The 22,931-nt window shown below is 64.3% G+C and carries 14 protein-coding genes, 1 tRNA gene and 2 riboswitches; of the genes, 10 read left to right on the top strand and 5 right to left on the bottom strand.

Annotated features, from left to right (window positions below; translation table 11 throughout):
* The first annotated feature begins 104 nt into the window (after positions 1–104).
* Entirely contained in the window at positions 105–1,415 is a 1,311-nt protein-coding gene (locus BGRAMDRAFT_RS21205; protein WP_232292317.1) for an O-antigen ligase family protein, read from the top strand.
* A 222-nt stretch (positions 1,416–1,637) separates the two neighbouring features.
* Here BGRAMDRAFT_RS21205 and BGRAMDRAFT_RS21200 read toward each other — a convergent pair.
* Positions 1,638–1,713 (bottom strand) — tRNA-Arg (locus BGRAMDRAFT_RS21200).
* Positions 1,714–2,023: 310 nt separating this feature from the next.
* On the opposite strand from BGRAMDRAFT_RS21200, the gene BGRAMDRAFT_RS21195 reads away from it, so the two are divergent.
* On the top strand, positions 2,024–2,941 hold the full coding sequence (locus tag BGRAMDRAFT_RS21195) for a c-type cytochrome (protein WP_006050868.1): 918 nt from the start codon (positions 2,024–2,026) through the stop codon (positions 2,939–2,941).
* 109 nt (positions 2,942–3,050) lie between these two features.
* Here the strand turns inward: BGRAMDRAFT_RS21195 and BGRAMDRAFT_RS21190 are convergent, their stop codons facing one another.
* The gene (locus BGRAMDRAFT_RS21190; RefSeq protein ID WP_006050867.1) at positions 3,051–3,626 is read right to left on the bottom strand and encodes a hypothetical protein; all 576 of its coding nucleotides are present in this window, start codon (positions 3,624–3,626) and stop codon (positions 3,051–3,053) included.
* A gap of 158 nt (positions 3,627–3,784) precedes the next feature.
* Positions 3,785–5,890: a UvrD-helicase domain-containing protein gene (locus BGRAMDRAFT_RS21185; protein WP_006050866.1), complete on the bottom strand. Its 2,106-nt coding sequence runs from the start codon at positions 5,888–5,890 to the stop codon at positions 3,785–3,787.
* Between the two features lie 419 nt (positions 5,891–6,309).
* On the opposite strand from BGRAMDRAFT_RS21185, the gene BGRAMDRAFT_RS21175 reads away from it, so the two are divergent.
* The 8 genes from BGRAMDRAFT_RS21175 to BGRAMDRAFT_RS21140 all read left to right on the top strand — a co-directional run bounded on the left by BGRAMDRAFT_RS21175 (position 6,310) and on the right by BGRAMDRAFT_RS21140 (position 17,575).
* A complete protein-coding gene (locus BGRAMDRAFT_RS21175) occupies positions 6,310–7,359 on the top strand; it encodes an oxidoreductase (RefSeq protein WP_006050865.1) in 1,050 nt (349 codons plus the stop codon).
* A 207-nt stretch (positions 7,360–7,566) separates the two neighbouring features.
* Positions 7,567–7,917 carry a hypothetical protein gene (locus tag BGRAMDRAFT_RS21170; RefSeq protein ID WP_006050864.1) on the top strand — a complete coding sequence of 117 codons (351 nt, stop codon included), beginning with the start codon at positions 7,567–7,569 and terminating at the stop codon, positions 7,915–7,917.
* 110 nt (positions 7,918–8,027) lie between these two features.
* Positions 8,028–8,127, top strand: a riboswitch (glycine riboswitch).
* A 56-nt stretch (positions 8,128–8,183) separates the two neighbouring features.
* A riboswitch (glycine riboswitch) is annotated at positions 8,184–8,336 on the top strand.
* Between the two features lie 78 nt (positions 8,337–8,414).
* Positions 8,415–9,533: a glycine cleavage system aminomethyltransferase GcvT gene (gene gcvT / locus BGRAMDRAFT_RS21165; RefSeq protein ID WP_006050863.1), complete on the top strand. Its 1,119-nt coding sequence runs from the start codon at positions 8,415–8,417 to the stop codon at positions 9,531–9,533.
* Between the two features lie 71 nt (positions 9,534–9,604).
* The gene (gene gcvH / locus BGRAMDRAFT_RS21160) at positions 9,605–9,985 is read left to right on the top strand and encodes a glycine cleavage system protein GcvH (protein ID WP_006050862.1); all 381 of its coding nucleotides are present in this window, start codon (positions 9,605–9,607) and stop codon (positions 9,983–9,985) included.
* Positions 9,986–10,055: 70 nt separating this feature from the next.
* Entirely contained in the window at positions 10,056–12,992 is a 2,937-nt protein-coding gene (gene gcvP / locus BGRAMDRAFT_RS21155) for an aminomethyl-transferring glycine dehydrogenase (RefSeq protein ID WP_006050861.1), read from the top strand.
* A 115-nt stretch (positions 12,993–13,107) separates the two neighbouring features.
* On the top strand, positions 13,108–14,238 hold the full coding sequence (locus BGRAMDRAFT_RS21150) for an alginate lyase family protein (RefSeq protein ID WP_006050860.1): 1,131 nt from the start codon (positions 13,108–13,110) through the stop codon (positions 14,236–14,238).
* Positions 14,239–14,267: 29 nt separating this feature from the next.
* On the top strand, positions 14,268–15,656 hold the full coding sequence (locus tag BGRAMDRAFT_RS21145) for an L-serine ammonia-lyase (RefSeq protein ID WP_006050859.1): 1,389 nt from the start codon (positions 14,268–14,270) through the stop codon (positions 15,654–15,656).
* Between the two features lie 200 nt (positions 15,657–15,856).
* Entirely contained in the window at positions 15,857–17,575 is a 1,719-nt protein-coding gene (locus BGRAMDRAFT_RS21140; RefSeq protein ID WP_006050858.1) for a thiamine pyrophosphate-binding protein, read from the top strand.
* A gap of 81 nt (positions 17,576–17,656) precedes the next feature.
* On the opposite strand, the gene BGRAMDRAFT_RS21135 is transcribed toward BGRAMDRAFT_RS21140, so the two are convergent.
* Both BGRAMDRAFT_RS21135 and putA read right to left on the bottom strand, forming a co-directional pair.
* Positions 17,657–18,805, bottom strand: coding sequence for a branched-chain amino acid ABC transporter substrate-binding protein (locus BGRAMDRAFT_RS21135; RefSeq protein WP_006050857.1), 1,149 nt, complete (start codon positions 18,803–18,805; stop codon positions 17,657–17,659).
* Positions 18,806–18,973: 168 nt separating this feature from the next.
* Positions 18,974–22,921: a trifunctional transcriptional regulator/proline dehydrogenase/L-glutamate gamma-semialdehyde dehydrogenase gene (gene putA, locus BGRAMDRAFT_RS21130; RefSeq protein ID WP_006050856.1), complete on the bottom strand. Its 3,948-nt coding sequence runs from the start codon at positions 22,919–22,921 to the stop codon at positions 18,974–18,976.
* Between the last annotated feature and the right edge of the window lie 10 nt (positions 22,922–22,931).

Raw genomic sequence — 22,931 nt, 5'->3', positions numbered from 1 at the left:
AGTAAAGCGAGGGGTATCGCATGGACACGGCGCACAACCAGCAGGTAGCGTGCGAGTGCCGTCCAGCGATTGCCATTTCGGCACGGGATGAGAAACGAATGAATATGAAAGCGATGCTGTCAGAAAAGAGTCTCCGGCCCAAAACTGAGTCGTACCAGTTGTTCCTCGCGAGGACGTTTGCACTTGTCACCCTGTGCGCCGTACCCATTTCCACGGCCGGAGTCAATCTCGGTTCCGGCCTGGTACTGCTGTTTGCGCTGCTGTCTCCCGAAGTGTGGAGGGCATGCGGGAAAATCCGCACGTCGCCCACGAGCATCGTCGCGCTGATCCTCTTCGTTGCGCTCGCTCTTAGCATGGCCTATACGTCGGCGAGCAATGACGAGGCTTTCAACTTTCTCCTGAAGTACCGAAAACTGTTGCTGCTGCCCATGCTGTTCCTGGTTTTCTACGGCAGCGACCGATCAAAGTGGTGCCGCGTGGCCATATGGGCGTTGTTCTCGGCGCTAACGCTGACCATGCTGCTCACCTACACGAACTTTTTCGGCTGGACGGCAATCGGACCGCTGCACGGTAACGATCCGATTACGAAGCCCTGGGTCTTCAAGGACCACATATCGGCGGGCCTGATGATGGCGTTTCTGGCCTATCTGTCGATGGCTCTCGCGACAGCTTCGCCTAAAGGCATCGGACAGTGGCTCCTGCGCCTCGTCGCCCTGCTCGCGCTCGTCAACGTGCTGTTCGTGCTACAGGGACGCACCGGGCAGGTCGTAGCGATCGCCTACATGGCAGTTTATGTCGTCGTTCAACTAATGAAGTTCAAGCACCAGGGCAAACGGACGCGCTGGATAACGACCGCCGCGAGCGTCATGCTGTGCATGTGTCTGGTGGTCTATTCCTTCACGGCAAAGAACTCACGCCTTGCCGAAACCCAACAGGAAATCACACAGTTCGAGGTCTACAACAAGAACACGTCGATGGGCGTGCGGCTCGAGTTTTATCAGCGCAGCCTGGAGCTGATCCTGCATCGGCCGATTGCCGGATACGGCGTCGGTAGCGTTCGAACCGAATTCGAACGGCTCGCGAAGAACAGCTCTGGTGGGCGTGCCGCGATGGCGAGCAATCCGCACAACGAGTTTTTCCTGATGGGCGTACAGCTCGGAATGGTGGGAGTGGCCCTGTTCGCCTGGCTCCTGATCGCGATCGCGCGGGAAAGCTTGCGTCTGGACACACTTGCGCGCACGGTCGTCTACGGTTACCTGTTCGCCTTTGTCATTGGCTGTTTCGCGAACTCGTTGCTGCTCAACTTCACAGAAGGCAATCTGTTCATCTTCCTGATCGGCATCCTGCTCGCGAGCGGCCCGCGGCGAGAGGACACGAACGGGCCGGCCGAAAGGACGCCTAAAGCCGCCGACTAGTGTGGTCAAGTTTGGAGGGGCGAAAGGATAATGTGCGTTGAATATGCTGGCTGGCCACAGCCGCGGGTGGGCTTCTGCTGGCCGGGCTGCCGACGCATCTGGCCGAGATGGCGCATGTAGCTATAGCCGATGATGGCGTCAGCGATACCGCAGTTAGCTGCGATTTAGCCTGGAATTCGGAGAGGGAGTAAACAGGTAGATCGTCGTAACCCTCGTGAGGGTTGGTGCGCCCGGCTGGGATCGAACCAGCAACCCCTGCCTTCGGAGGGCAGTACTCTATCCATTGAGCTACGGGCGCTTCGACTTGACAGCGCGGCAACCAGAAGAACGGCTGCGGCGCCAAAGCGAGACCGAAAGGATACCCGGTTTCGGCCATACCGTCCACCGGACGGCCTCCGCGGCCGTTTCTCGCGCCATCCCCGGCAGATTCACGCGCCACCCCAACGCGTCCGCTCCAGTTCGCACGATGCGGGTAAACGCCTGCTGAACAGCGCGCCGCGCCTCTCGCCGCCGTCGAAAGCTTCCGTCTATAATCGTCCGTGGCTGATCAAGAACAAGAAGTTGCCGTCGCGCTGTACCGCTCACATACCCACGGAGACGAGACAAGCATGAGCGAAGCACCACACGGAGCCCCGATTAAAACCCCAGGACAGCTCATCGCCGCGGTCATCGCCGGGTTTGCTGTGCCGATCATCATCATCGTTCTGCTGGCTTACTACGTCGACAATTCGACGCGCACCGGCGCGGGCACCGACAGTCTCTCCGAAGCCGAAGTCACCGCCCGCATCAAACCACTCGCCCAGGTCGACGTTCGCGACGCCAACGCGCCGCGCGTCTACAAGACGGGCGAGGAAGTCTACAAGGCGGTCTGCTCGGCGTGTCACGCGTCGGGTGCGGCGGGCGCGCCGAAATTCACCAACACGGCCGACTGGGCGCCGCGCATCTCGCAGGGCTTCGACACGCTGCTGCATACGGCTCTCGCCGGCAAAGGCGGAATGCCCCCGCGCGGCGGCACGAGTCCCGACGATTACAGCGACTTCGAAATCGCCCGCGCGGTTGCGTACATGGCGAACAACTCAGGCGCGAGCTTCCCTGAACCGGCGCAACCGGCATCAGGTGCCGCGGCGGCGCCCGCTGCGACGGCTGCGGCCGCGGCTTCCGGTGCGGCGGCAGGCGGCGCGTCCGATGCAGGCGCGGCTCAGGCTGCCGCCGCGATGGCCGCGATGGCAAGCGTTCCGCAAACCGCCGCGGCGCCCGCAGCGGGCGCGACGCAAAGCGCTGATGCATCGCAAGCGGGCAAGGCCTTGTATCAGCAGGTTTGCCAGGCATGTCACGCGGCCGGCGTGCTCAACGCACCGAAGTTCGGCGACAAGGAAGCGTGGGCGCCGCGCCTGAAGGAGCCGATGGACACCGTCTACAACTACGCGCTGCACGGCAAGGGCGCGATGCCGCCGAAAGGTGGATCGAGTGCGTCGGATGCGGACGTGAAGGCCGCCGTCGATTACATGGTGAGCAGCGTGAAGTAACGCACCGAACAGCTTCGCAGCTTTTGCCGCGCCACGAAAATCCCTGCACCGCGTGCGCCTACGCGGGCAGGGATTTTTTCATGCCGTGAAGCTGTTCAAAACCAAACGCTCAAGCCTCGGCGTCCGCGGCGGGACGGCTGAACGCCTCGACGAATGCGAGCCTCGGCGCACTGCGCGCATGCCCCGCAAAACGCGCGTGCAACTCGGCGGGCGCGAGCCACGGATAACTCAAGCCTTCCTGCAACGCTTCGAGTAACGCGCCATCGGCATCGGGCACGACGTCCATGCGTGCGATGTGGATATGAAAGCGGCTCACGGCGGGCGTGTCGTCGAAAGTCCATCGATACACGCCGTGCCCCACGCGCAATGCGCCGGCCGCCGGTTCGCGCATCAGCACGAGCCAGGGCAGCGGGTCGATCGCGCCGTCGCGCACCGTCAGCGAGTCGCACACGTAATACGTGCGGCATTGCGTGTAAGTCGCGCCGAAATCGGTGACGAGCGTTTTCGTGATCGCGTCGCGCCCGAGCGTGCGCGCGGGAAACGCGATCGTCGACGTCGCGAGTGAAATGGTGAGCTCGGCATCGGACGCGAATGCGTCGGCCATGCGCTGCGGGCGCGTATTGTCTTTTGCGTCGATGTAGGCTTCGAGCGCGCGAATGTAAGGCGCGTGCGGCGGCAAGGTCATGCGGGCGGTCTCCGGTTGGCATGCTCGAAGGCGCGCGAGCAATGCGTCTAACGCGACCAACTAGCCGCGCCACTGTAGCGCGCGCATCCGCGAAACCAGCCGAAGCACCTTTGCTCAGCGTGGTCTTGCGGACTCACGATAGCAAGCCACGCCGCGCGTCATGGCTTCTGCAACAGCGCCTTCAAGCTCGCGAGCCGGTCTTTCGGCGACATCGGCGCTTCTTCGGGCGTCGGCGGCGGGGCATCGTCGAGCAGCATCTCGGGGATGAACCGCGACGGCTCGCAGACCACCGTCTCTCGCGCGCGCTTGCGCTTCTTGCACCAGTTCAGATGCAGGCTGCGCTGCGCGCGCGTGATCGCCACATACATCAGACGGCGCTCTTCCTCGATGCGCCCGTCGTCGATCGGCTCGTCGTCCGCGCCGCCGCGATGCGGCATGATGCCTTCCTCGACGCCCACCAGAAACACATGCGGATACTCGAGGCCCTTCGACGCGTGCACCGTCGAAAGCCTGACCGCGTCGGGATCTTCTTCGCGGCCTTCCAGCATCGACATCAAAGCGACTGTCTGGATCAGACCGAGCAGATTCTTGCCGGTATCGGCGAGACCGTCGGCCGTGTCGTAACCGGTAGCTTCGCCATTCGCCGACCCAGCCGACCCCGGATCGCCCGGCTCAGCCTTCGTGCCCTTGCGCTTTAACCATTCGATGAACTCGAGCACGTTCTGCCACTTCGCCTGTGCCTGGCGTTCGTCGAATGCATCGTAGAGATACGCTTCGTAGTGGATCGCGTCCATCAACTCGTCGAGCAGCGTGCCGGCCGCATCTTTTTCGGCGCGGTCGGTGAGGCGCTGCATGAAGTCGCAGAACGCGCGCATCGGTTCGATCTGACGCGGCGACAGGCGCGCCTCGATGCCGCCCATATACACGGCCTCGAACAGCGAGACCTTCGCCTGGCCCGCGAACGATCCGAGCGCTTCGAGCGTCGTATTGCCGACGCCACGCCGCGGCGTGGTGATCGCGCGGATGAACGCGGGGTCGTCGTTCGCGTTGGCGATCAGGCGCAGATACGCGCAGATGTCCTTGATCTCGGCCTTATCGAAGAACGACTGACCGCCCGACAGCACATACGGAATCCGCTCGCGGCGCAGCACCTGTTCGAAGATGCGCGCCTGGAAATTGCCGCGATACAGAATCGCGTAATCGCGGAAGTTCGCGCGCCGCTCGAACTTGTGCGCCGACAGACGAAACACGACGGATTCCGCTTCGTGCTCCTCGTCGTTGCACGGCGTGACCGTGATCGAATCGCCCATGCCGTGCTCGGACCACAGCTTCTTTTCGAAGAGCTTCGGATTGTTGGCGATCACATTGTTCGCGGCCGTGAGAATGCGCACCGTCGAACGATAATTCTGCTCGAGCTTGATCACATGCAGCTTCGGAAAATCCTTGCCGAGCTGCGCGAGATTTTCGAGCGTCGCGCCGCGCCAGCCGTAGATCGCCTGGTCGTCGTCGCCGACCGCCGTGAACGCGGCGCGCGGACCGGCGAGCTGCTTCAGCAATTCATACTGGCACGCGTTGGTGTCCTGATACTCGTCGATCAGCAAATAACGCAGCTTGTTTTGCCAACGGTCGCGCACCTGCTCGTTCTTCGCGAAGAGTTCGGCGGGCAGGCGGATCAGATCGTCGAAATCCACCGCCTGATACGCGTGCAGCGTCGCCACATAGTTGCGATAGACGATCGCGGCCTGATGCTCGTCTTCGTTCGCGGCAATCGCCATCGCCTCCTCGGGCATGATCAGGCCGTTCTTCCACAACGAAATGATCGACTGGATCTTGCGGATAAAGCCCTTGTCCGTCGAGCCGACCTGTTCCTGGATCATGCCGAAGCAGTCGTCGGAATCCATGATCGAGAACTGCGGCTTCAGGCCGACGTGCTCGGCTTCCTGCCGCAGAATCTGCACGCCGAGCGAGTGGAACGTGCACACAGTCAACTGATTGACGGGCACCTTGCGGCCTTCCTTGCCGGGCGTCGTGAGCGTCTTGCCCTCGAGCAGCTTGCCCACGCGCTCGCGCATTTCCGCGGCGGCCTTGTTGGTAAAGGTGACGGCCGCGATGTGGCGCGGCTCGAAGCCCTTCGCCTCGATCAGGTGCGCGATCTTCTGCGTGATCACGCGCGTCTTGCCGCTGCCTGCGCCGGCGAGCACGAGACACGGCCCGTCGAGATAACGGACCGCTTCACTTTGAGCGGGATTGAGGCCTGCGGACATCGTCTGTAGATGGGGTGTTGCGGTTGAAATGCGGCTGCGAGGACGCGGCTACGAAACGCGCGGCCCTCGGGGAAACGCGCCGTTAAAAGCGGCGCTCACGGCGCCGCGGCACAGTCTTGCAGCAAGTCGCGAAGCGAGCGGAGTGGCCGCCCGGCGCGCGCTGCGGCATACCCGCCGCGCGTGATCTGAAGCCGGTCGACGCGCCCAGGTTCGCGCGAGAGGAGCGATGCTAACACGGATGAAATCGGCGGATAAATTCGGCCGACGAATCGCATCGGGCACACGGCCGCCATCAGCCAGCGCGAAAATCGCACGCGATCCGCCGACGCTCCGTCGCCGCGCGCCCATGCCACAATGACGGCGTTGCGCGCCGCCGCCGCGGTGGCAAAGCGGCGCGCCGTTTTTGCAGGAAGACACGCATGTCCGCATCGCTGAAAATGGGATTGATGGGTTACGGGTTCGCCGGCGCGACCTTTCATGCGCCGGTGATCGCGCACTGCGGCCGCGCGAGCGTCGCGGCTATCGCCACCGGCAAGCCGGAGACCGCGCTCGCCGACTATCCGCACGCGAAAGTCGTCGCCGACCTCGACGCGCTGCTTGCGCTCGACGACATCGACTGCGTCGTGATCGCCACGCCGAACGACACGCACTTCGACCTCGCGCGCCGCACGCTGGAAGCGGGCAAGCACGTCGTCGTCGACAAACCGGTGACGCTCACCGCCGCAGACGCCCACACGCTCGCCAACATCGCGCTCGCGCGGGGCAAGCTGTTCGTGCCGTTTCACAACCGCCGCTGGGACGGCGATTTTCTGACCGTGCGCGATCTGCTCGCGAGCGCCGAGTTGGGGCGCGTCACGCACTATGAATCGCATTTCGACCGCTTCCGGCCCGAAGTGCGTCAGCGTTGGCGCGAGGAAGCGTCGCGCGGCGGCGGTCTGCTGTTCGACCTCGGGCCGCATCTGATCGACCAGGCGCTCGCGCTGTTCGGCGCACCGCAGACCGTGGCCGCGACCGTGCGCACGCATCGCGATCAGGCCAGCGCACCCGACTACGTGCATATCCAGTTGGGCTACGGCGGATTCGAAGTCGTGCTGCATGCGAGCGCGCTGACGGCGATCGTCGCGCCGCGCTTCGTCATTCACGGCACGCGCGGCAGCTACGTGAAATACGGGCTCGACACGCAAGAGGACCAGTTGAAAGCGGGCCTGCGTCCGGGCGACGAGGGCTTCGCCGCCGGCAACGCGGCAGGCACGCTGCGCGTGCTGGACGGCGATCGCGAAGCGGAGCGCGAAGTGCCGACGCGCAATGGCGATTACGCGGGCTTCTATATCGCGCTCGCCGACGCGATTCAACACGGCGTGAAGTTCCCCGTGAGCCCGCAAGACGCCGTCGATGTGATGACGATCATCGAACTCGCGGCGCGCAGTTCCGACGAAGGCATCCGCTTGCCGTTCGAACGCATTCGTTAAACGCCCATGCCGGCGCGAAGCGAAGAATCTCGCACCTCGCGCCGGCAAACCTCGACAGGCGACAGGCAAGCGACCGGCAGCCGACTGACAAAACCGCAAGCAATATAACGTTACAAATCGGCCGGCCTTTCGGGTCAGCGTGAGCGAGCCGTGATCCGTTGCTACGTCTGTAGCATCGCAAAACGACAACGACTTCACGGAGAGTCCATGCCACGTATCATCCGCGCGCTCGCCGCATGCGCATTGCTGAGTTCCCTCGCCGCCTGTGTGGTCGCGCCGCAGCCCGAACCGGCGCCGCGCCCGAACCCGCAGCAGATTGCCGACAAGCGGCTGCGTCAGGTCGACGGCCGCATCGACAACCTGAGCCGCCGTATCGACAATCGCGTGAATCAGGGCTATTACCCGCCGCCGCAAGGGGGCGAGCTGCATCATCGGCTCGACGTGATTCGGCGTGAAGCGCACGACATGGCCGCGCAGCACGGCGGCGGTCTGTCCGCCGACGAACAGCGCGTGCTCAATGAGGAACTCGACAGCGCGGCGCGCGCGATCGGCGAATGACGGCGAGCCGGCGGAAAACGCCGGCTCCAGCCCGCCCCCAAAGGCGGCGCACCAGCCCTTCGGCGGACACGCCCTTTATTTGACAAGCCTCCGGGCCTCGCGTACATTCGCCGCACGCGTCGGGAGAGCGCGCTGGCTGCTGAATTCGCAGGCCGCGCCGCCGAAGGGGCACACCCGGAAACTCTCAGGCAAAAGGACCGACCGCGTCGAAAAACTCGCGCCCACGTAACAGCCAGGCAATACGCTGGCAAACATCAAGGCGCGGTTCTTCGCACTCTGGAGAGCGGCAGTAGCCGTCTGCGTTGCACACGCCGCGCAGACCCGGCAAGCTGCCCACCGAAGGGGCGCGCGTTCACCGTGGCGAATCCATATCGCCACGGCAGCGCAATCTCTCAGGTATCGAGGACAGAGGGGCCATGCAGCACCACGCTCGCCGCTAAAGGCGCGAGGCGCGGCGCCGCATGGCCTTTTTTGTTTCGCGAGACGCCCGAGGCCCCATGACCGAACTCAAACACACTCCGCTCAACGCCACCCATCGCGCGCTGAATGCCCGCATGGTCGATTTCGGCGGCTGGGACATGCCCGTCAACTACGGCTCGCAGATCGACGAACACCGCGCGGTGCGCACCGACGCGGGCATGTTCGACGTTTCGCACATGTGCGTCGTCGATTTCACCGGCGAGCGCGTGCGTGCGTTCTTCGAATACGCGCTGGCCAACAACGTCGGCAAGCTGCAAATACCGGGCCGCGCGCTCTACTCGTGCATGCTGAACCCCGACGGCGGCGTGATCGACGATCTGATCGTCTATTACTTCGGCGAAGATCATTTCCGCGTGGTCGTCAACGCGGGCACCGCCGACAAAGACATCGCGTGGTTCAATCAACTGAACGAAGGCGGCTTCGGCCTGACGATCATGCCGCGCCGCGATCTCGCGATCGTCGCCGTGCAAGGTCCGAACGCACGTGAGAAGGTCTGGCAGACGGCGCCCTCCATCCGCGCCGCCACTGAGGCGCTGAAGCCCTTCAACGCCGCGCGCATCGAAGCCACGCCGTTCGGCGAACTGACCGTCGCCCGCACCGGCTATACCGGCGAAGACGGCTTCGAGATCATCGTTCCTGCGGACCACGTGGTTGCGCTGTGGAACGCGCTGCAAGCGCAAGGCGTGCGCCCGGCAGGTCTCGGCGCGCGCGACACGCTGCGCCTCGAAGCCGGCATGAATCTGTACGGCCAGGACATGGACGACAACATCTCGCCGCTCGACGCCGGTCTCGCGTGGACCGTCGACCTCGCTTCGCCGCGCGAATTCGTCGGCAAAAGCAGGCTCGAACTGGACGGCTCGAAGGCCGCGTTCGTCGGCCTGATCTTGCGCAAGGAAAACGGCAAGGCCGCAGGCGTGCTGCGCGCGCATCAGAAGGTCGTCACGCCGCACGGCGAAGGCGAAATCACCAGCGGCACTTTTTCTCCGACGATGCAGGAATCGATCGCCTTCGCGCGCGTGCCGCAAGGCGTGCAGCCGGGCGACACGGTTCATGTGCAGATTCGCGACAAATCCGTTCCTGCAAGCGTGGTAAAACTGCCGTTCGTGCGCAACGGCAAAGTGCTCGCGGCGGCCTAAGCCTCCGCAAGCCACCGGCGCGCGCGTCCCTTATCCAGTCACTACCGAATCACACCGCATAGGAGCATCCGATGAGCATCCCGGCCGATCTGAAATACACCGAATCGCACGAATGGGTCCGCACCGAAGCGGACGGCACGCTGACGGTCGGCATTACCGACCATGCGCAGGAAGCGCTCGGCGATATCGTCTTCTTCGAAGTCCAGGAACTGGGCAAGACCGTGACCGCCGGCGACACGGTCGCGGTGATCGAATCGGTGAAAGCCGCGTCGGACATTTACGCGCCGGTCTCGGGCGAAGTGATCGAAGCGAACAGCGCCGTGTCCGACTCGCCGGATTCGGTCAACAGCACGCCGTACGAAAGCTGGCTCTTCAAGATCAAGCCGGCTGCGGACGCCACGCTCGACCGTCTGATCGACGCCGACGCGTACACGAAGTCGATCGGCGCCTGATTCACCTCTCGTCTAACCGTCAGGTGCGGCGCGCCCTTCGCGCAAGGACAGCCGCACCGCCAGGAACACCATGAAGCTCGAACACCCGGATCGTCTGATGAACCGCACTCCTCTCTCGCTTGCCGCGCTCGAAGTGCATGACGCCTTCGCCGAACGGCACATCGGCCCGGATGCGGCCGACCAGCAGGCCATGCTCGAAGCGTTGGGCTTCGCGTCGCGCGCCGCGCTGATAGACGCCGTCATTCCGAAGACGATCCGCCGCACCGAGCCGCTGCCGCTCGGTCCGTTCACGCAACCGAAAAGCGAAGCCGAAGCGCTCGCCGCGTTGCGCGAACTCGCGGACAAAAACCAGGTGTTCCGCTCGTACATCGGGCAGGGTTATTACAACGCGCACACGCCGACGGTGATCCTGCGCAACGTGCTCGAAAATCCCGCGTGGTACACGGCGTACACGCCGTATCAGCCGGAAATCTCGCAAGGCCGACTCGAAGCGCTGCTCAACTTCCAGCAGATGGTGATCGATCTGACAGGGCTCGCGATTTCGAACGCGTCGCTGCTCGACGAAGCCACCGCCGCAGCCGAAGCGATGACGCTGCTGCAACGCGTCGGCAAGCCGAAGTCGAACGTGTTCTATGTCGCCGACGACGTGTTGCCGCAAACCGTCGAAGTGATAAAGACGCGCGCAACCCCGGTCGGCATCGAAGTGAAAGTCGGCCCGGCCGATGAAGCCGCGAACGCGAACGCATTCGGCGTGCTGCTGCAATATCCGGGCGTGAACGGCGACGTGCGCGACTACCGCGCGCTCACCGAAGCGATCCACGCAGCGGGCGGCCACGTGGTGGTCGCCGCCGATCTGCTCGCGCTGACCGTGCTGACGCCGCCGGGCGAATGGGGCGCGGACGTGGCTGTCGGCAACACGCAGCGCTTTGGCGTGCCGGTTGGCTTCGGCGGTCCGCATGCGGCGTATCTCGCCGTGCGCGACGAATTCAAGCGTCAGATGCCGGGCCGTCTCGTCGGCGTGACCGTCGACGCGCAAGGCAATCCCGCGCTGCGTCTCGCGCTGCAAACGCGCGAACAACATATCCGCCGCGAGAAGGCGACGTCGAACGTGTGTACCGCGCAAGCGCTGCTCGCGATCATGGCGAGCATGTACGCGGTTTATCACGGCCCGCGCGGCCTGAAGACCATCGCGTTGCGCGTGAACCGCATCGCCGCATTGCTCGCGGAAGGCGCGAAGCAGCTCGGCTACACGCTCGTCAACGAAACGTTCTTCGACACGCTCACGTTCGACGCGGGCGCGCGCACGCAGGCGCTGCACGACGCGGCCAACGCGAAGCGCATCAACCTGCGCCGCGTGAGCGATACGCAAGTCGGCGTGTCCATCGACGAAACGACGACGCGCGCCGACCTCGCCGATCTGCTCGCGGTGTTCGCACAAGCCGCCGGCGCGCGCGATGTCCCGCAAGTCGACGCGCTCGACTCTGCGCTGACCGCGTCGAACACCGCATCGGTGCCGGCATCGCTCGAACGGACGAGCGCGTACCTCACGCACCACGTGTTCAACCGTCATCATTCGGAAACGGAAATGCTGCGTTATTTGCGCAGCCTGTCGGATAAGGACCTCGCGCTCGACCGTTCGATGATTCCGCTCGGCTCGTGCACGATGAAGCTGAACGCGACCTCGGAAATGCTGCCGGTCACGTGGCCCGAGTTCGGCCAGATTCATCCGTTCGCGCCCGCTGAGCAAACCGTCGGCTACCGCGAAATGATCGATCAGCTCGAAGCGATGCTCGTCGCGGCAACCGGCTATGCAGCCGTGTCGCTGCAGCCGAATGCCGGCTCGCAAGGCGAGTACGCGGGCTTGCTGATCATTCACGCGTATCACGCGTCGCGCGGCGAAGCGCATCGCAATGTCTGCCTGATTCCGGCTTCGGCGCACGGCACGAACCCGGCTTCGGCGCAAATGGCGGGCATGCAGGTCGTGGTGGTTGCGTGCGACGCGCAGGGCAACGTCGACATCGAAGATCTGAAGAAGAAAGCCGATCAGCACGCCGACAAACTCGCGGCGATCATGATTACGTATCCGTCGACGCACGGCGTGTTCGAGGCGAACGTGCGCGAAATCTGCGAGATCGTGCATGCGCGCGGCGGCCAGGTCTATGTGGACGGCGCGAACATGAACGCGATGGTCGGCCTGACGGCGCCCGGTCAATTCGGCGGCGACGTCTCGCACCTGAATCTGCACAAGACGTTCTGCATTCCGCACGGCGGCGGCGGCCCCGGCGTCGGTCCGGTCGCGGTCGGCGCGCATCTCGCGCAGTTCCTGCCGAATCAGATTTCGTCGGGCTATGAGCGCGCGCCGAACGGCATCGGCGCTGTGTCGGGCGCACCGTACGGCTCGGCGTCGATCCTGCCGATCTCGTGGATGTACATCGCGATGATGGGCGCGAAAAACCTGACCGCCGCGACCGAAACCGCGATCCTCAATGCGAACTATGTCGCGAAGAAACTCGCGCCGCATTATCCGGTGCTGTACTCGGGCCCCGGCGGACTCGTCGCACACGAATGCATTCTGGATTTGCGTCCGATCAAGGAAACGAGCGGCATCACCGTCGACGACGTCGCGAAGCGCCTCGCCGACTACGGCTTCCATGCGCCGACCATGAGCTTCCCGGTGCCGGGCACGTTGATGGTCGAGCCGACCGAATCGGAATCGAAGGAAGAGCTCGACCGTTTCATCGAAGCGATGATTGCGATCCGCGAGGAAATTCGCGCGGTGGAAGAAGGCCATTCGGACCGCGAAGATAATCCGCTGAAGCACGCACCGCACACGGCCGCAGTCGTGATCGCCGACGACTGGAAGCACACGTATGCGCGCGAAACCGCGGCGTATCCGCTGCCCACGTTGATCGCGAAGAAGTACTGGCCGCCGGTCGGCCGCGCGGACAACGTGTATGGCGATCGCAACCTGTTCTGCTCCTGCGTGCCGGTCGCCGATTACGAGTAAGCGTTGCCTTCGGCGCGCGTTACCCGTGCTGATAGACGGGCGGCGCGCGCTTCTGTCGCTTCAGGCCGCAAACGGCTAACATCACACACCAAATCAGCCCAACGAGGAGTTTCGCATGGTGCGAAAGGTGCGATTGATGCAAAGCCTGGCCAAAGCGACGCGCATCCATATGCGGCGGCAAGCGGGCGCCATGCTGTTCGCCGGCGCCGCCGTGTTGCTGCCGCTGCGGCACGCGCACGCCGCAATGAATTTTTGCGCGGCGCCCGCGTGGCAAACCAGCGAGCGCACGAACGCCGATCCCGGCGTGAAGGCGTTGGTGAGCAATGTGCAGGCGCATCTGAACGACCGGCCGCACGCGCAGGCCAAGCTGCACACCGAAGGCACGCTGCCGCACGAGGGCATTTACGATCAGAGCGTCGAGGCGGAGAAAGATCTGGACTTGCTGCGCGACGCCGCGCTCGCGTGGCGCGCAACGAGCGACGACCGGTATCTCAAGCTCGTCGATCGCTTGCTGTACGCGTGGGTCACGACTTATCAGCCGAGCTTCAATCCCATCGACGAAACGCATTTCGAAGGGCTGATTCTCGCGTACGACATGACCGCGAGCGCGCTGCCCGTGAAAACGCGCAATGCGTCGATGGCGTTTCTGACGAAGCTCGCGAACGGCTATATCGCGCAGATCGACGAGCAGCCGCGTCCATTGAAAGGCAATTACCGGAACAACTGGCAAAGCCACCGGATCAAACTGATTGCAATGGCCGCTTTCACGCTCGACAACCGCAAGATGATCAACGCTGCGCAGCGTCTCTTTGTCGAGCATGTCGGCGACAACATCGAGCCGGATGGTTCGACCGTCGATTTCGCCGAACGTGATGCGCTGCACTACGTCACTTACGATCTGCAGCCGCTGGTCACGGCCGCTGTTGCGGCGCGCCGCCACAACCGCAACTGGCTGCCGGAGAAGGGCGCGAACGGCGCGTCGCTGCAGGCCGCGCTTAACTGGCTCGCGCCGTATGCGGCCGGCAGCAAGACGCACGAGGAATTCGTGCATTCGAGCGTCGCCTTCGACGCCAAACGTCGCGAAGCCGGCTTGCCCGGCTACTCGGGTCAATGGGACCCGAAGAACGCGACGGAGCTCTTTCATCTGGCGGCGCGTCTCGACGGACGCTATACGCCGATCGCGCTGCAACTTGCAGCAACGCCGCCCGCATGGCTTGCCGTGTGTTTGCCGATGCCGGCGCGCTAAACCAACATTTCATCAGCAGGGAGCAGTCAATGGCAGTCAGTGTGTTCGATCTCTTCAAAATCGGCATCGGTCCGTCGAGCTCGCATACGGTCGGGCCGATGCGCGCGGCGCTGATGTTCGCGCAAGGGCTCGAACGCGACGGGCTCCTTGCGAACACGGCCTCGGTGAAGGTCGATCTGTACGGCTCGCTCGGCGCGACGGGCAAAGGTCACGGCACGGATCGCGGCGTGATGCTCGGTCTGATGGGCGACGCGCCCGACACAGTGAATCCCGACACGATTGCAGAGCGGCTCGAAGCCGTGCGCAGCACGCGCAAGCTGGCATTGCTCGGCACGCATGAAATCCCGTTCGTTCAGAAGGACCACATTTCGTTTTATCGCCAGGCGCTGCCCGAACATCCGAACGGGCTCAAGCTGCGCGCGTTCGACGCGAACGGCGAGACGTTGCGCGAATCGACGTATCTGTCGGTAGGCGGCGGATTCGTTGTGACGGCCGGCGCGCCGAACACGAAAGTGCTGGCTGCCGTCGATCAATTGCCGCACTCGTTTCGCAGCGGCAACGAGTTGCTCGCGCTGTGCGAATCGACCGGTAAAAGCATTGCGCAATTGATGTGGGACAACGAGCGCGTCTGGCATACCGAAGAAGAAACGCGCGCGGGCCTGCTGAAAATCTGGGACGTGATGCAGTCGTGCGTGTCGCGTGGTTGCGGCATCAACAATCCCGACGCGGACGGCAATTTGCCGGGCCCGTTCCAGGTGAAGCGCCGCGCGCCGCAGTTGTATCGCGCGCTGTCGGGCAACCCTGAGCTGGCGTTGCGCGATCCGCTTTCGATGGTCGACTGGATCAACCTGTACGCGATCGCCGTCAACGAGGAAAACGCCGCGGGAGGGCGCGTCGTCACCGCGCCGACCAACGGCGCGGCCGGCATCATCCCGGCCGTGCTGCATTACTACACGCGCTTCATGCCCGGCTCCAACGAGCAGGGCGTGATCGACTTCCTGATGACGGCTGCGGCTATCGGCATTCTGTACAAGCTGAACGCGTCCATTTCCGGCGCCGAAGTCGGGTGTCAGGGCGAAGTGGGCGTCGCGTGCTCGATGGCCGCGGGCGCGCTCGCTGCGGTAATGGGCGGCACGCCGAGGCAGGTCGAAAACGCGGCGGAGATCGGCATGGAGCACAACCTCGGGCTCACGTGCGATCCGGTCGGCGGCATGGTGCAGATTCCGTGCATCGAGCGCAATGCAATGGCATCGGTGAAAGCGGTCAACGCGGCGCGCATGGCGTTGCGCGGCGACGGCAGTCACTACGTGTCGCTCGATTCGGTCATCAAGACCATGCGCGAGACCGGCGCGGATATGAAGACGAAGTACAAGGAAACCTCGCGCGGCGGTTTGGCGGTGAATATCGTCGAGTGTTGATGGGCGATTCGATGATCGCGGCGTATCGAAACGCGGGCTCTTCGGCCCGCGTTTTTGTTTGCGCATTCGCGAGGCCATGTGTGGCGCGTGAGCATGCGTTGCGCTGCGCCGTGACACTGCACGCGCTGTCGGCGTAAGCTGTCGGGGCTCACTTGCACTCACTGCACTCACCGCACTCACTGCCTGGAGGCCCCATCGCAATGTCGCTGCCGAATGCTCCCGTTTCCGATTCTGCCGCCGCTCGAACGACTGGCGCGCGCCTCGTCGTCGATGCGTTGCTCACGCACGGTGTCGAGCGCGTTTTCTGTGTGCCCGGCGAGAGCTTTCTCGCGGTGCTCGACTCACTGCACGACGAGACCACGCGCATTCAGACGATTGTCTGCCGCCATGAAGCGGCGGCCGCGAACATGGCCGAAGCGGTCGGCAAGCTGACTGGCCGGCCAGGCGTCGCGCTCGTCACGCGGGGACCCGGCGCGACGCATGCGTCCATCGGCGTACACACCGCGTTTCAGGACTCCACGCCGATGATTCTGCTGATCGGCCAATGCGCGCGCGAGCATCTCGACCGCGAAGCGTTTCAGGAGATCGACTATCGGCGCATGTTCGGTCAGATGGCGAAATGGGTTGCGCAGATCGACGATCCGAAGCGCATTCCCGAGTATCTGAGTCACGCGTTTCACACGGCGACATCCGGGCGGCCCGGACCTGTCGTGCTGTCCTTGCCCGAAGACGTGCTGAGCGATGCATGCGACGCCGCGCCCGGCGCGCCGGCTTATCAGCGAGTGGCGGCGGCGCCGTCGGCGGCACAGATCGACAGGTTGCGCGAGTTGCTCGAGCGCGCGCAACGGCCAATGGTGATCGCGGGCGGCAGCGGCTGGACGCCCGGCGCATGCGCGGACCTGCAACGCTTCGTCGAGAACTGGCAGTTGCCGGTTGGCCTCGCGTTCCGCTTCCAGGACACGCTCGATAACGAGCATCCGAACTATGCCGGCGATGTCGGGCTCGGCATCAATCCGGCACTCGCGCAGCGTATCCGCGATGCCGATCTGCTGCTCGTGCTCGGGCCGCGACTCGGCGAGGCGACGACGAATGGCTACACGCTGCTCGACATTCCGAAGACCAAGCAGACGCTGGTTCACGTTCATCAGGGCGCGGAAGAGTTGGGACGCGTTTATGCGGCCGATCTGCCGATCGTCTCCGGCATGCCGGAACTGACGGCGGCGCTGGCGGCCTTGAAGCCGTCGGCCGAAACGCTTGCATGGAACGGCGCGGCGGAGGAAGCGCATCGCGCGTATCTGGAGTGGCGCAAGCCTCGCCCGATTCCCGGCGATGTGCAGATGGGCGAAGTCATTCAACAGTTGCGCGCGCATCTTCCTGACGACGCGATCCTGACCAACGGCGCCGGCAATTACGCGACGTGGCTGCATCGGCACTTTTCGTATCGGCACTACCGCTCGCAACTTGCACCGACGAGCGGCGCGATGGGCTACGGCGTGCCCGCGGCGATCGCGGCGAAGTCGCTCTATCCGCAACGCGCGGTCGTCGCGCTGGCCGGCGACGGCTGCTTCATGATGGCCGCGCAGGAACTCGCGACGGCGATGCAATACGACTTGCATGTGCTGTTCATTGTCGTGAACAACGGGCACTTCGGCACGATCCGCATGCATCAGGAACGGCATTATCCGAACCGCGTGCATGGCACCGGGCTCACGAATCCCGACTTCGCGGCATTCGCGCGATCGTTCGGCGCACACGGGGAAACGGTGGAACGTACCGAAGATTTTCTCCCGGCGTTGCAGCGTTCATTGGAAGCGAAGCGCGCGGCGGTAATCGAGATTCGCATGCCGCAGGAAGCGAGTACGCCAGGCGCGACGCTCGAGCAGATTCGGGAGCAGGGGAGGAAGTTGCGCGGGGAATAGAGAGAGGCCCCGCCTGCAACCCATAAAAAAACCCCGCCGAAGCGGGGTTCTCACAACGTCACAGCAAGCTACAAAAGTAGCTTACTTGCCGCCCACGCTTTGCAGCGTCGTCCACTTGCCGTCGACAACCTTGTACAGCGTGATGCCGCCGTTCTTCAGGTCACCCTTCGCATCGTACGAAAGGTTCGACGACGTCACAGCCGGCATCGACGTCTGGGCCAGCACCGGCAGGTACTTCGCCGGATCGGTCGAATTCGCCTTCTTCATCGCGGCGAACATCGCCATTGCGCCGTCGTATGCGTACGGCGAGTACGTTTGCACGTCTTCGTTGAAACGCTTCTTGTACTTCGCGACGTAGTCCTTGCCGCCCGGCATTTCTTCCAGCGGCAGGCCGGCGAGCGATGCCACCGTGCCGTTCGCCGCGTCGCCCGCGATCTTGATGAACGTCGGCGTGTGGACCATTTCGCCGCCCATCAGCGGCGCCTTGATGCCGAGCGCCTTCATCTGCTTGACCATCGGCGCTGCTTGCGAATCGGCGCCGCCGTAATAGATCAGATCCGGGCTGACCGACTTCACCTTGGTCAGGATCGACTTGAAGTCCACGGCCTTGTCGTTCGTGAATTCGCGATCGACGATCGTGCCGCCCGCAGCCTTCGCCGCCTTCTCGAACTGATCGGCGAGACCCTGGCCGTAAGCCGTGCGGTCGTCGATGATCACGATCTTCTTCACGCCCAGCGTCTTGACCGCGAACGCGCCGGCAACCGAACCTTGCTGCGTGTCCGAGGTCATCATGCGGAAGGTGGTCTTGAAGCCTTGCTGCGTGTACTCAGGTGCCGTCGCCATCGCGATTTCGGGAATGCCCGCGTTCGCGTAGATGCGCGATGCCGGGATCGTCGTGCCCGAGTTGAAGTGGCCGAGCATGCCCTTGATGCCGTCGTCCACGAGCTTCTGCGCGACGGTCGTGCCGGTGCGCGGGTCAGCCTGGTCGTCCGCGGCGTCGAGCACGAAGCGAACCTGCTTGCCGCCGATCACCGGCTTCGTCGCGTTCATGTCTTCGACAGCCAGCGTGATGCCGTTCTGGAAGTCCTTGCCGTAGTGCGCCTGCGCGCCCGTCATCGGGCCGGCGAAACCGACCTTCACGTCTTCCGTCGATTGAGCGTTGGCCGTCCCCGCCACCGACATCGCCGCAACCAGCGCTGCGCCTGCCAGCAGTTTCATCTTGTGTTGCATATCTTCTCCTTGGTACCAGGTGTGGATGGAGCGGTTTCCGGGATCGCCGTTACCGCTTCCGTTTTGATGACCGCCCCCAAATCCTGGCGCTTCGCACCAGGCCCCCCGAGGGGGTGCAAGAAAACTTGGGGCGGCCCGGCGTTTTCCTGCGCGATCGATGAGGTTCGCTCAACCGATCGTCATCAAATTCGCATTACCGCCGGCGGCTGCCGTATTCACGCTGACCGAGCGCTCCGTCAACAGACGTTCGAGCGCGTAGTCTTCGTCGCCGTTTTCGAGCGCGCGCGACGCGACGCCTTGCACCGATACGATCGGTCCCGGGCGCTTCGCCACTTCCTTCACGAGCGTGAGCAGTTCGTCGCTATCGCCTTCGAACAGGACCGCGTCGAACGGCGTGTCGGCATTCTTGCGCACGCTCGCATAAGACTTCAGCGACGCCGGCAGTTGCGCGACCAATTGTTCACCAGCGGCGCCTTCGAACAGCGCACGATTTCCCGTAGCCAGCACGGCCGCGAACTGCACGCGCGCGCCGCTTGCGGTCGAAGCGATGCACAGCACCGTGCCGCGTGCGCTGAGGGTGTACGTGTTGCGCTCGCCGGTCGGCCCGGTCAGCACCGCCGTTGCACCGGCCGGCATATGCGACAGATAACCGTCGCAGCGCGCGGCCAGTTGCGGCTCGCGTTCGGCGATCAGCCAGTCGCGCAGCGCCGTCAATGCAGTCAGCGCGGCCGACGGATTGTCGCTGTTTTCCGCGCGTTGCGGTACATCGGCGACGAGCGCCTGCGCGAGCGAGTTCGGCAAACCGGCGGGGCGCTTCGCAAGCAGACGCTGCAAATACAGCGCGCCGCCGGCCTTCGGACCCGTGCCCGACAGACCTTCGCCGCCGAACGGCTGCACGCCGACCACTGCGCCGATCACGTTGCGGTTCACGTAGATGTTGCCGACATGCGCGCGGCCGATCACATGCGCGATGGTTTCGTCGATTCGCGTATGGATGCCGAGCGTCAGGCCGTAGCCGGTTGCGCGGATCTGTTCGAGCAGGGCGTCGAGTTGGCTGCGGCGATAACGCACCACATGCAGCACCGGGCCGAACACTTCGCGCTTCAATTCGTCGATGCTGTCGAGCTCGATCAGCGTCGGCGGGACGAACGTGCCTTGCGCGCAATTTTCCGGCAGCGGCAGTTGTTCGACCTTGCGGCCTTTTTCGCGCATCGCGGCGATGTGCGCGTCGATGCCGCGCTTCGCTTCCACGTCGATCACAGGGCCGACGTCGGTCGACAGCCGGTCCGGATTGCCGACCGTCAGCTCACGCATGGCGCCCGTCAGCATTTCGAGCGTGCGGTCCGCGACGTCGTCCTGCAAGCACAGCACGCGCAGCGCGGAGCAACGTTGGCCGGCCGAATCGAACGACGACTGCATCACGTCCGCCACCACCTGTTCCGCGAGCGCCGACGAATCGACGATCATCGCGTTCTGACCGCCCGTTTCGGCGATCAGCGGAATCGGCTTACCTTCCGGATCGAGGCGGCTCGACAGCGTCTTGTTGATGAGACGCGCGACTTCCGTCGAGCCGGTGAACATCACGGCACGCGTGCGCGCATCGGCGACGAGTGCGGCGCCGACCGTTTCGCCGTCGCCGGGCAGAAGCTGGACGGCGCCCGCAGGCACGCCTGCTTCCCGCAGAATCCGCACGGCTTGCGCGGCGATCAGCGGCGTTTGCTCCGCGGGCTTCGCGAGCACCGTGTTTCCGGCTGCGAGCGCGGCGGCGACCTGGCCCATGAAAATCGCGAGCGGGAAATTCCACGGGCTGATACAGACAACCGGCCCGAGCGGACGATGCGTGTCGTTCGAAAACTCGCTGCGAATCTGCGTCGAGTAGTAGCGCAGGAAGTCAATGGCTTCGCGAATCTCCGACACCGCGTTCGCGAGCGACTTGCCCGCCTCGCGCACGACGAGACCCATCAGCGTATGCATCTGCGCTTCGAGCAGATCGGCGGCGCGCGCGAGGCAATCGGCGCGCGCTTCGACGGGCGTCGCCTGCCAGATCGGCGCGGCGGCGACCGCGTGCGCCAATGCGGCGCTAACGTGTTCGGCGCTCGCTTCGACCACCGTGCCGACCAGATCGCGATGATCCGCGGGATTGCGCACGTCGCGCGCATTGCCCAACGCGATCTGATCGTCGGCGAGCATCGGCGCGGCGCGCCACGGATGATTCGCGCTCGCCAGCAGCGCCGACGACAGCGACGCGAGACGATGCTCATTCGACAGGTCGAGGCCCATCGAATTGAGACGCTCGGGGCCATACAGATTGCGCGGCAGCGGAATTTTCGCGTGCGGCGCGCCGAGCGGGACGATCTTCGACGCCTCTTCGACCGGATCGGCGATCAGGTCATCAATCGCGACGTTTTCATCGGCGATACGATTCACGAACGACGTGTTCGCGCCGTTCTCGAGCAGACGGCGCACAAGATACGCGAGCAGCGTTTCATGCGTGCCGACCGGCGCGTAGACGCGGCACGGACGATTCAGCTTGCCTGCGGAAACCGGGCCCGTCACTTCCTCGTACAGCGGCTCGCCCATGCCGTGCAGGCACTGGAACTCGTACTGGCCGGGATAGTAGTTGTTGCCCGCGAGGTGATAGATCGCCGACAGCGTGTGCGCGTTGTGCGTGGCGAACTGCGGATAGACCGCGTCGGGTGCGCCGAGCAGCTTCTTCGCGCACGCGAGATACGACACATCCGTATAGATTTTGCGCGTGTAGACCGGATAGCCTTCGAGGCCGTCCACTTGTGCGCGCTTGATTTCGGTGTCCCAGTACGCGCCCTTCACGAGGCGCACCATGATCCGGTGACGGCTGCGGCGCGCGAGGTCGACAATGTATTCGATCACGAACGGGCAGCGCTTCTGATACGCCTGCACCACGAAGCCGATGCCGTTCCAGCCGGCCAATTCGGGATCGAAGCACAGCGCTTCGAGCAGATCGAGCGAGATCTCCAGACGGTCGGCTTCTTCCGCGTCGATGTTCAGGCCGATGTCGTAGCGGCGCGCGAGAATCGCGAGCGAACGCACACGCGGCAGCAGCTCGCTCATCGTGCGCTCCTGCTGCGAGCGCGAGTACCGCGGATGCAGCGCCGACAGCTTGATCGAAATGCCCGGCCCTTCGTAGATGCCGCGGCCGCCCGCCGCCTTGCCGATCGCGTGAATCGCCTGCTCGTACGACGCGTAGTAGCGCTGCGCGTCGGCCTCGGTCGTGGCCGCTTCGCCGAGCATGTCGTACGAGTAGCGGAAACCGCGCGCTTCGTACTTGCGGCTGTTCGCCAGTGCTTCGGAAATGTTCTCGCCGGTGACGAACTGCTCGCCCATCAGGCGCATCGCCATGTCGACGCCCTTGCGGATCAGCGGCTCGCCGCCCTTGCCGATCAGACGCGTGAGCGCCGACGACAAGCTCGTCTCGCTGTTGGTCGTCACGAGCTTGCCGGTAATCATCAAGCCCCAAGTCGCGGCGTTGACGAACATCGACGGAGCCTGGCCGACGTGCGATTTCCAGTCGCCCTTGCTGATCTTGTCGCGAATCAGCGCGTCGCGCGTGGCGCGGTCGGGAATGCGCAGCAGTGCTTCGGCGAGGCACATCAGCGCGACGCCTTCCTGGCTCGACAGCGAGAATTCGTGGATCAGTCCTTCGACGCCGCCACCCTTGCTCTTGCCGCGCAGCGTTTCGACGAGCTTGCCGGCGAGCGCCTGCACGTCGCCGGCGAGCTTGGCGGGCAGACGCGCCTGGCCGAGCAGGAACGGCACGCATTCCGGCTCCGGCCGACGGTAAGCCGCGGTGATCGCCGCGCGCAACACCGATTGCGGCTGCACGTTCTGCGCGAACTCCAGGAACGGATGCGCGGCGCCGTCTTCGTCATGCTCGACCGCCGCGCCGTCGCCCATCTCGGCCGAACCGGCCGCGCCCGACAGTTCCGGCGGCAATTGGCCTTGTTCGATCTTTTCGAGGTACGCGAAGATCGCCTGCTTGATCAGCCAGTGCGGAGTGCGTTCGAGGCGCGTAGCGGCATCTCTCAGCCGGGAACGCAGGAGGTCGTCGACCTTGACGCCAAGGGTGGTGCTAGCCATGTTTCCTTCT

The sequence above is a fragment of the Paraburkholderia graminis C4D1M genome (genome assembly GCF_000172415.1).
GTDB lineage: Bacteria > Pseudomonadota > Gammaproteobacteria > Burkholderiales > Burkholderiaceae > Paraburkholderia > Paraburkholderia graminis.
This window is presented reverse-complemented; position numbering and strand designations above follow the sequence as displayed.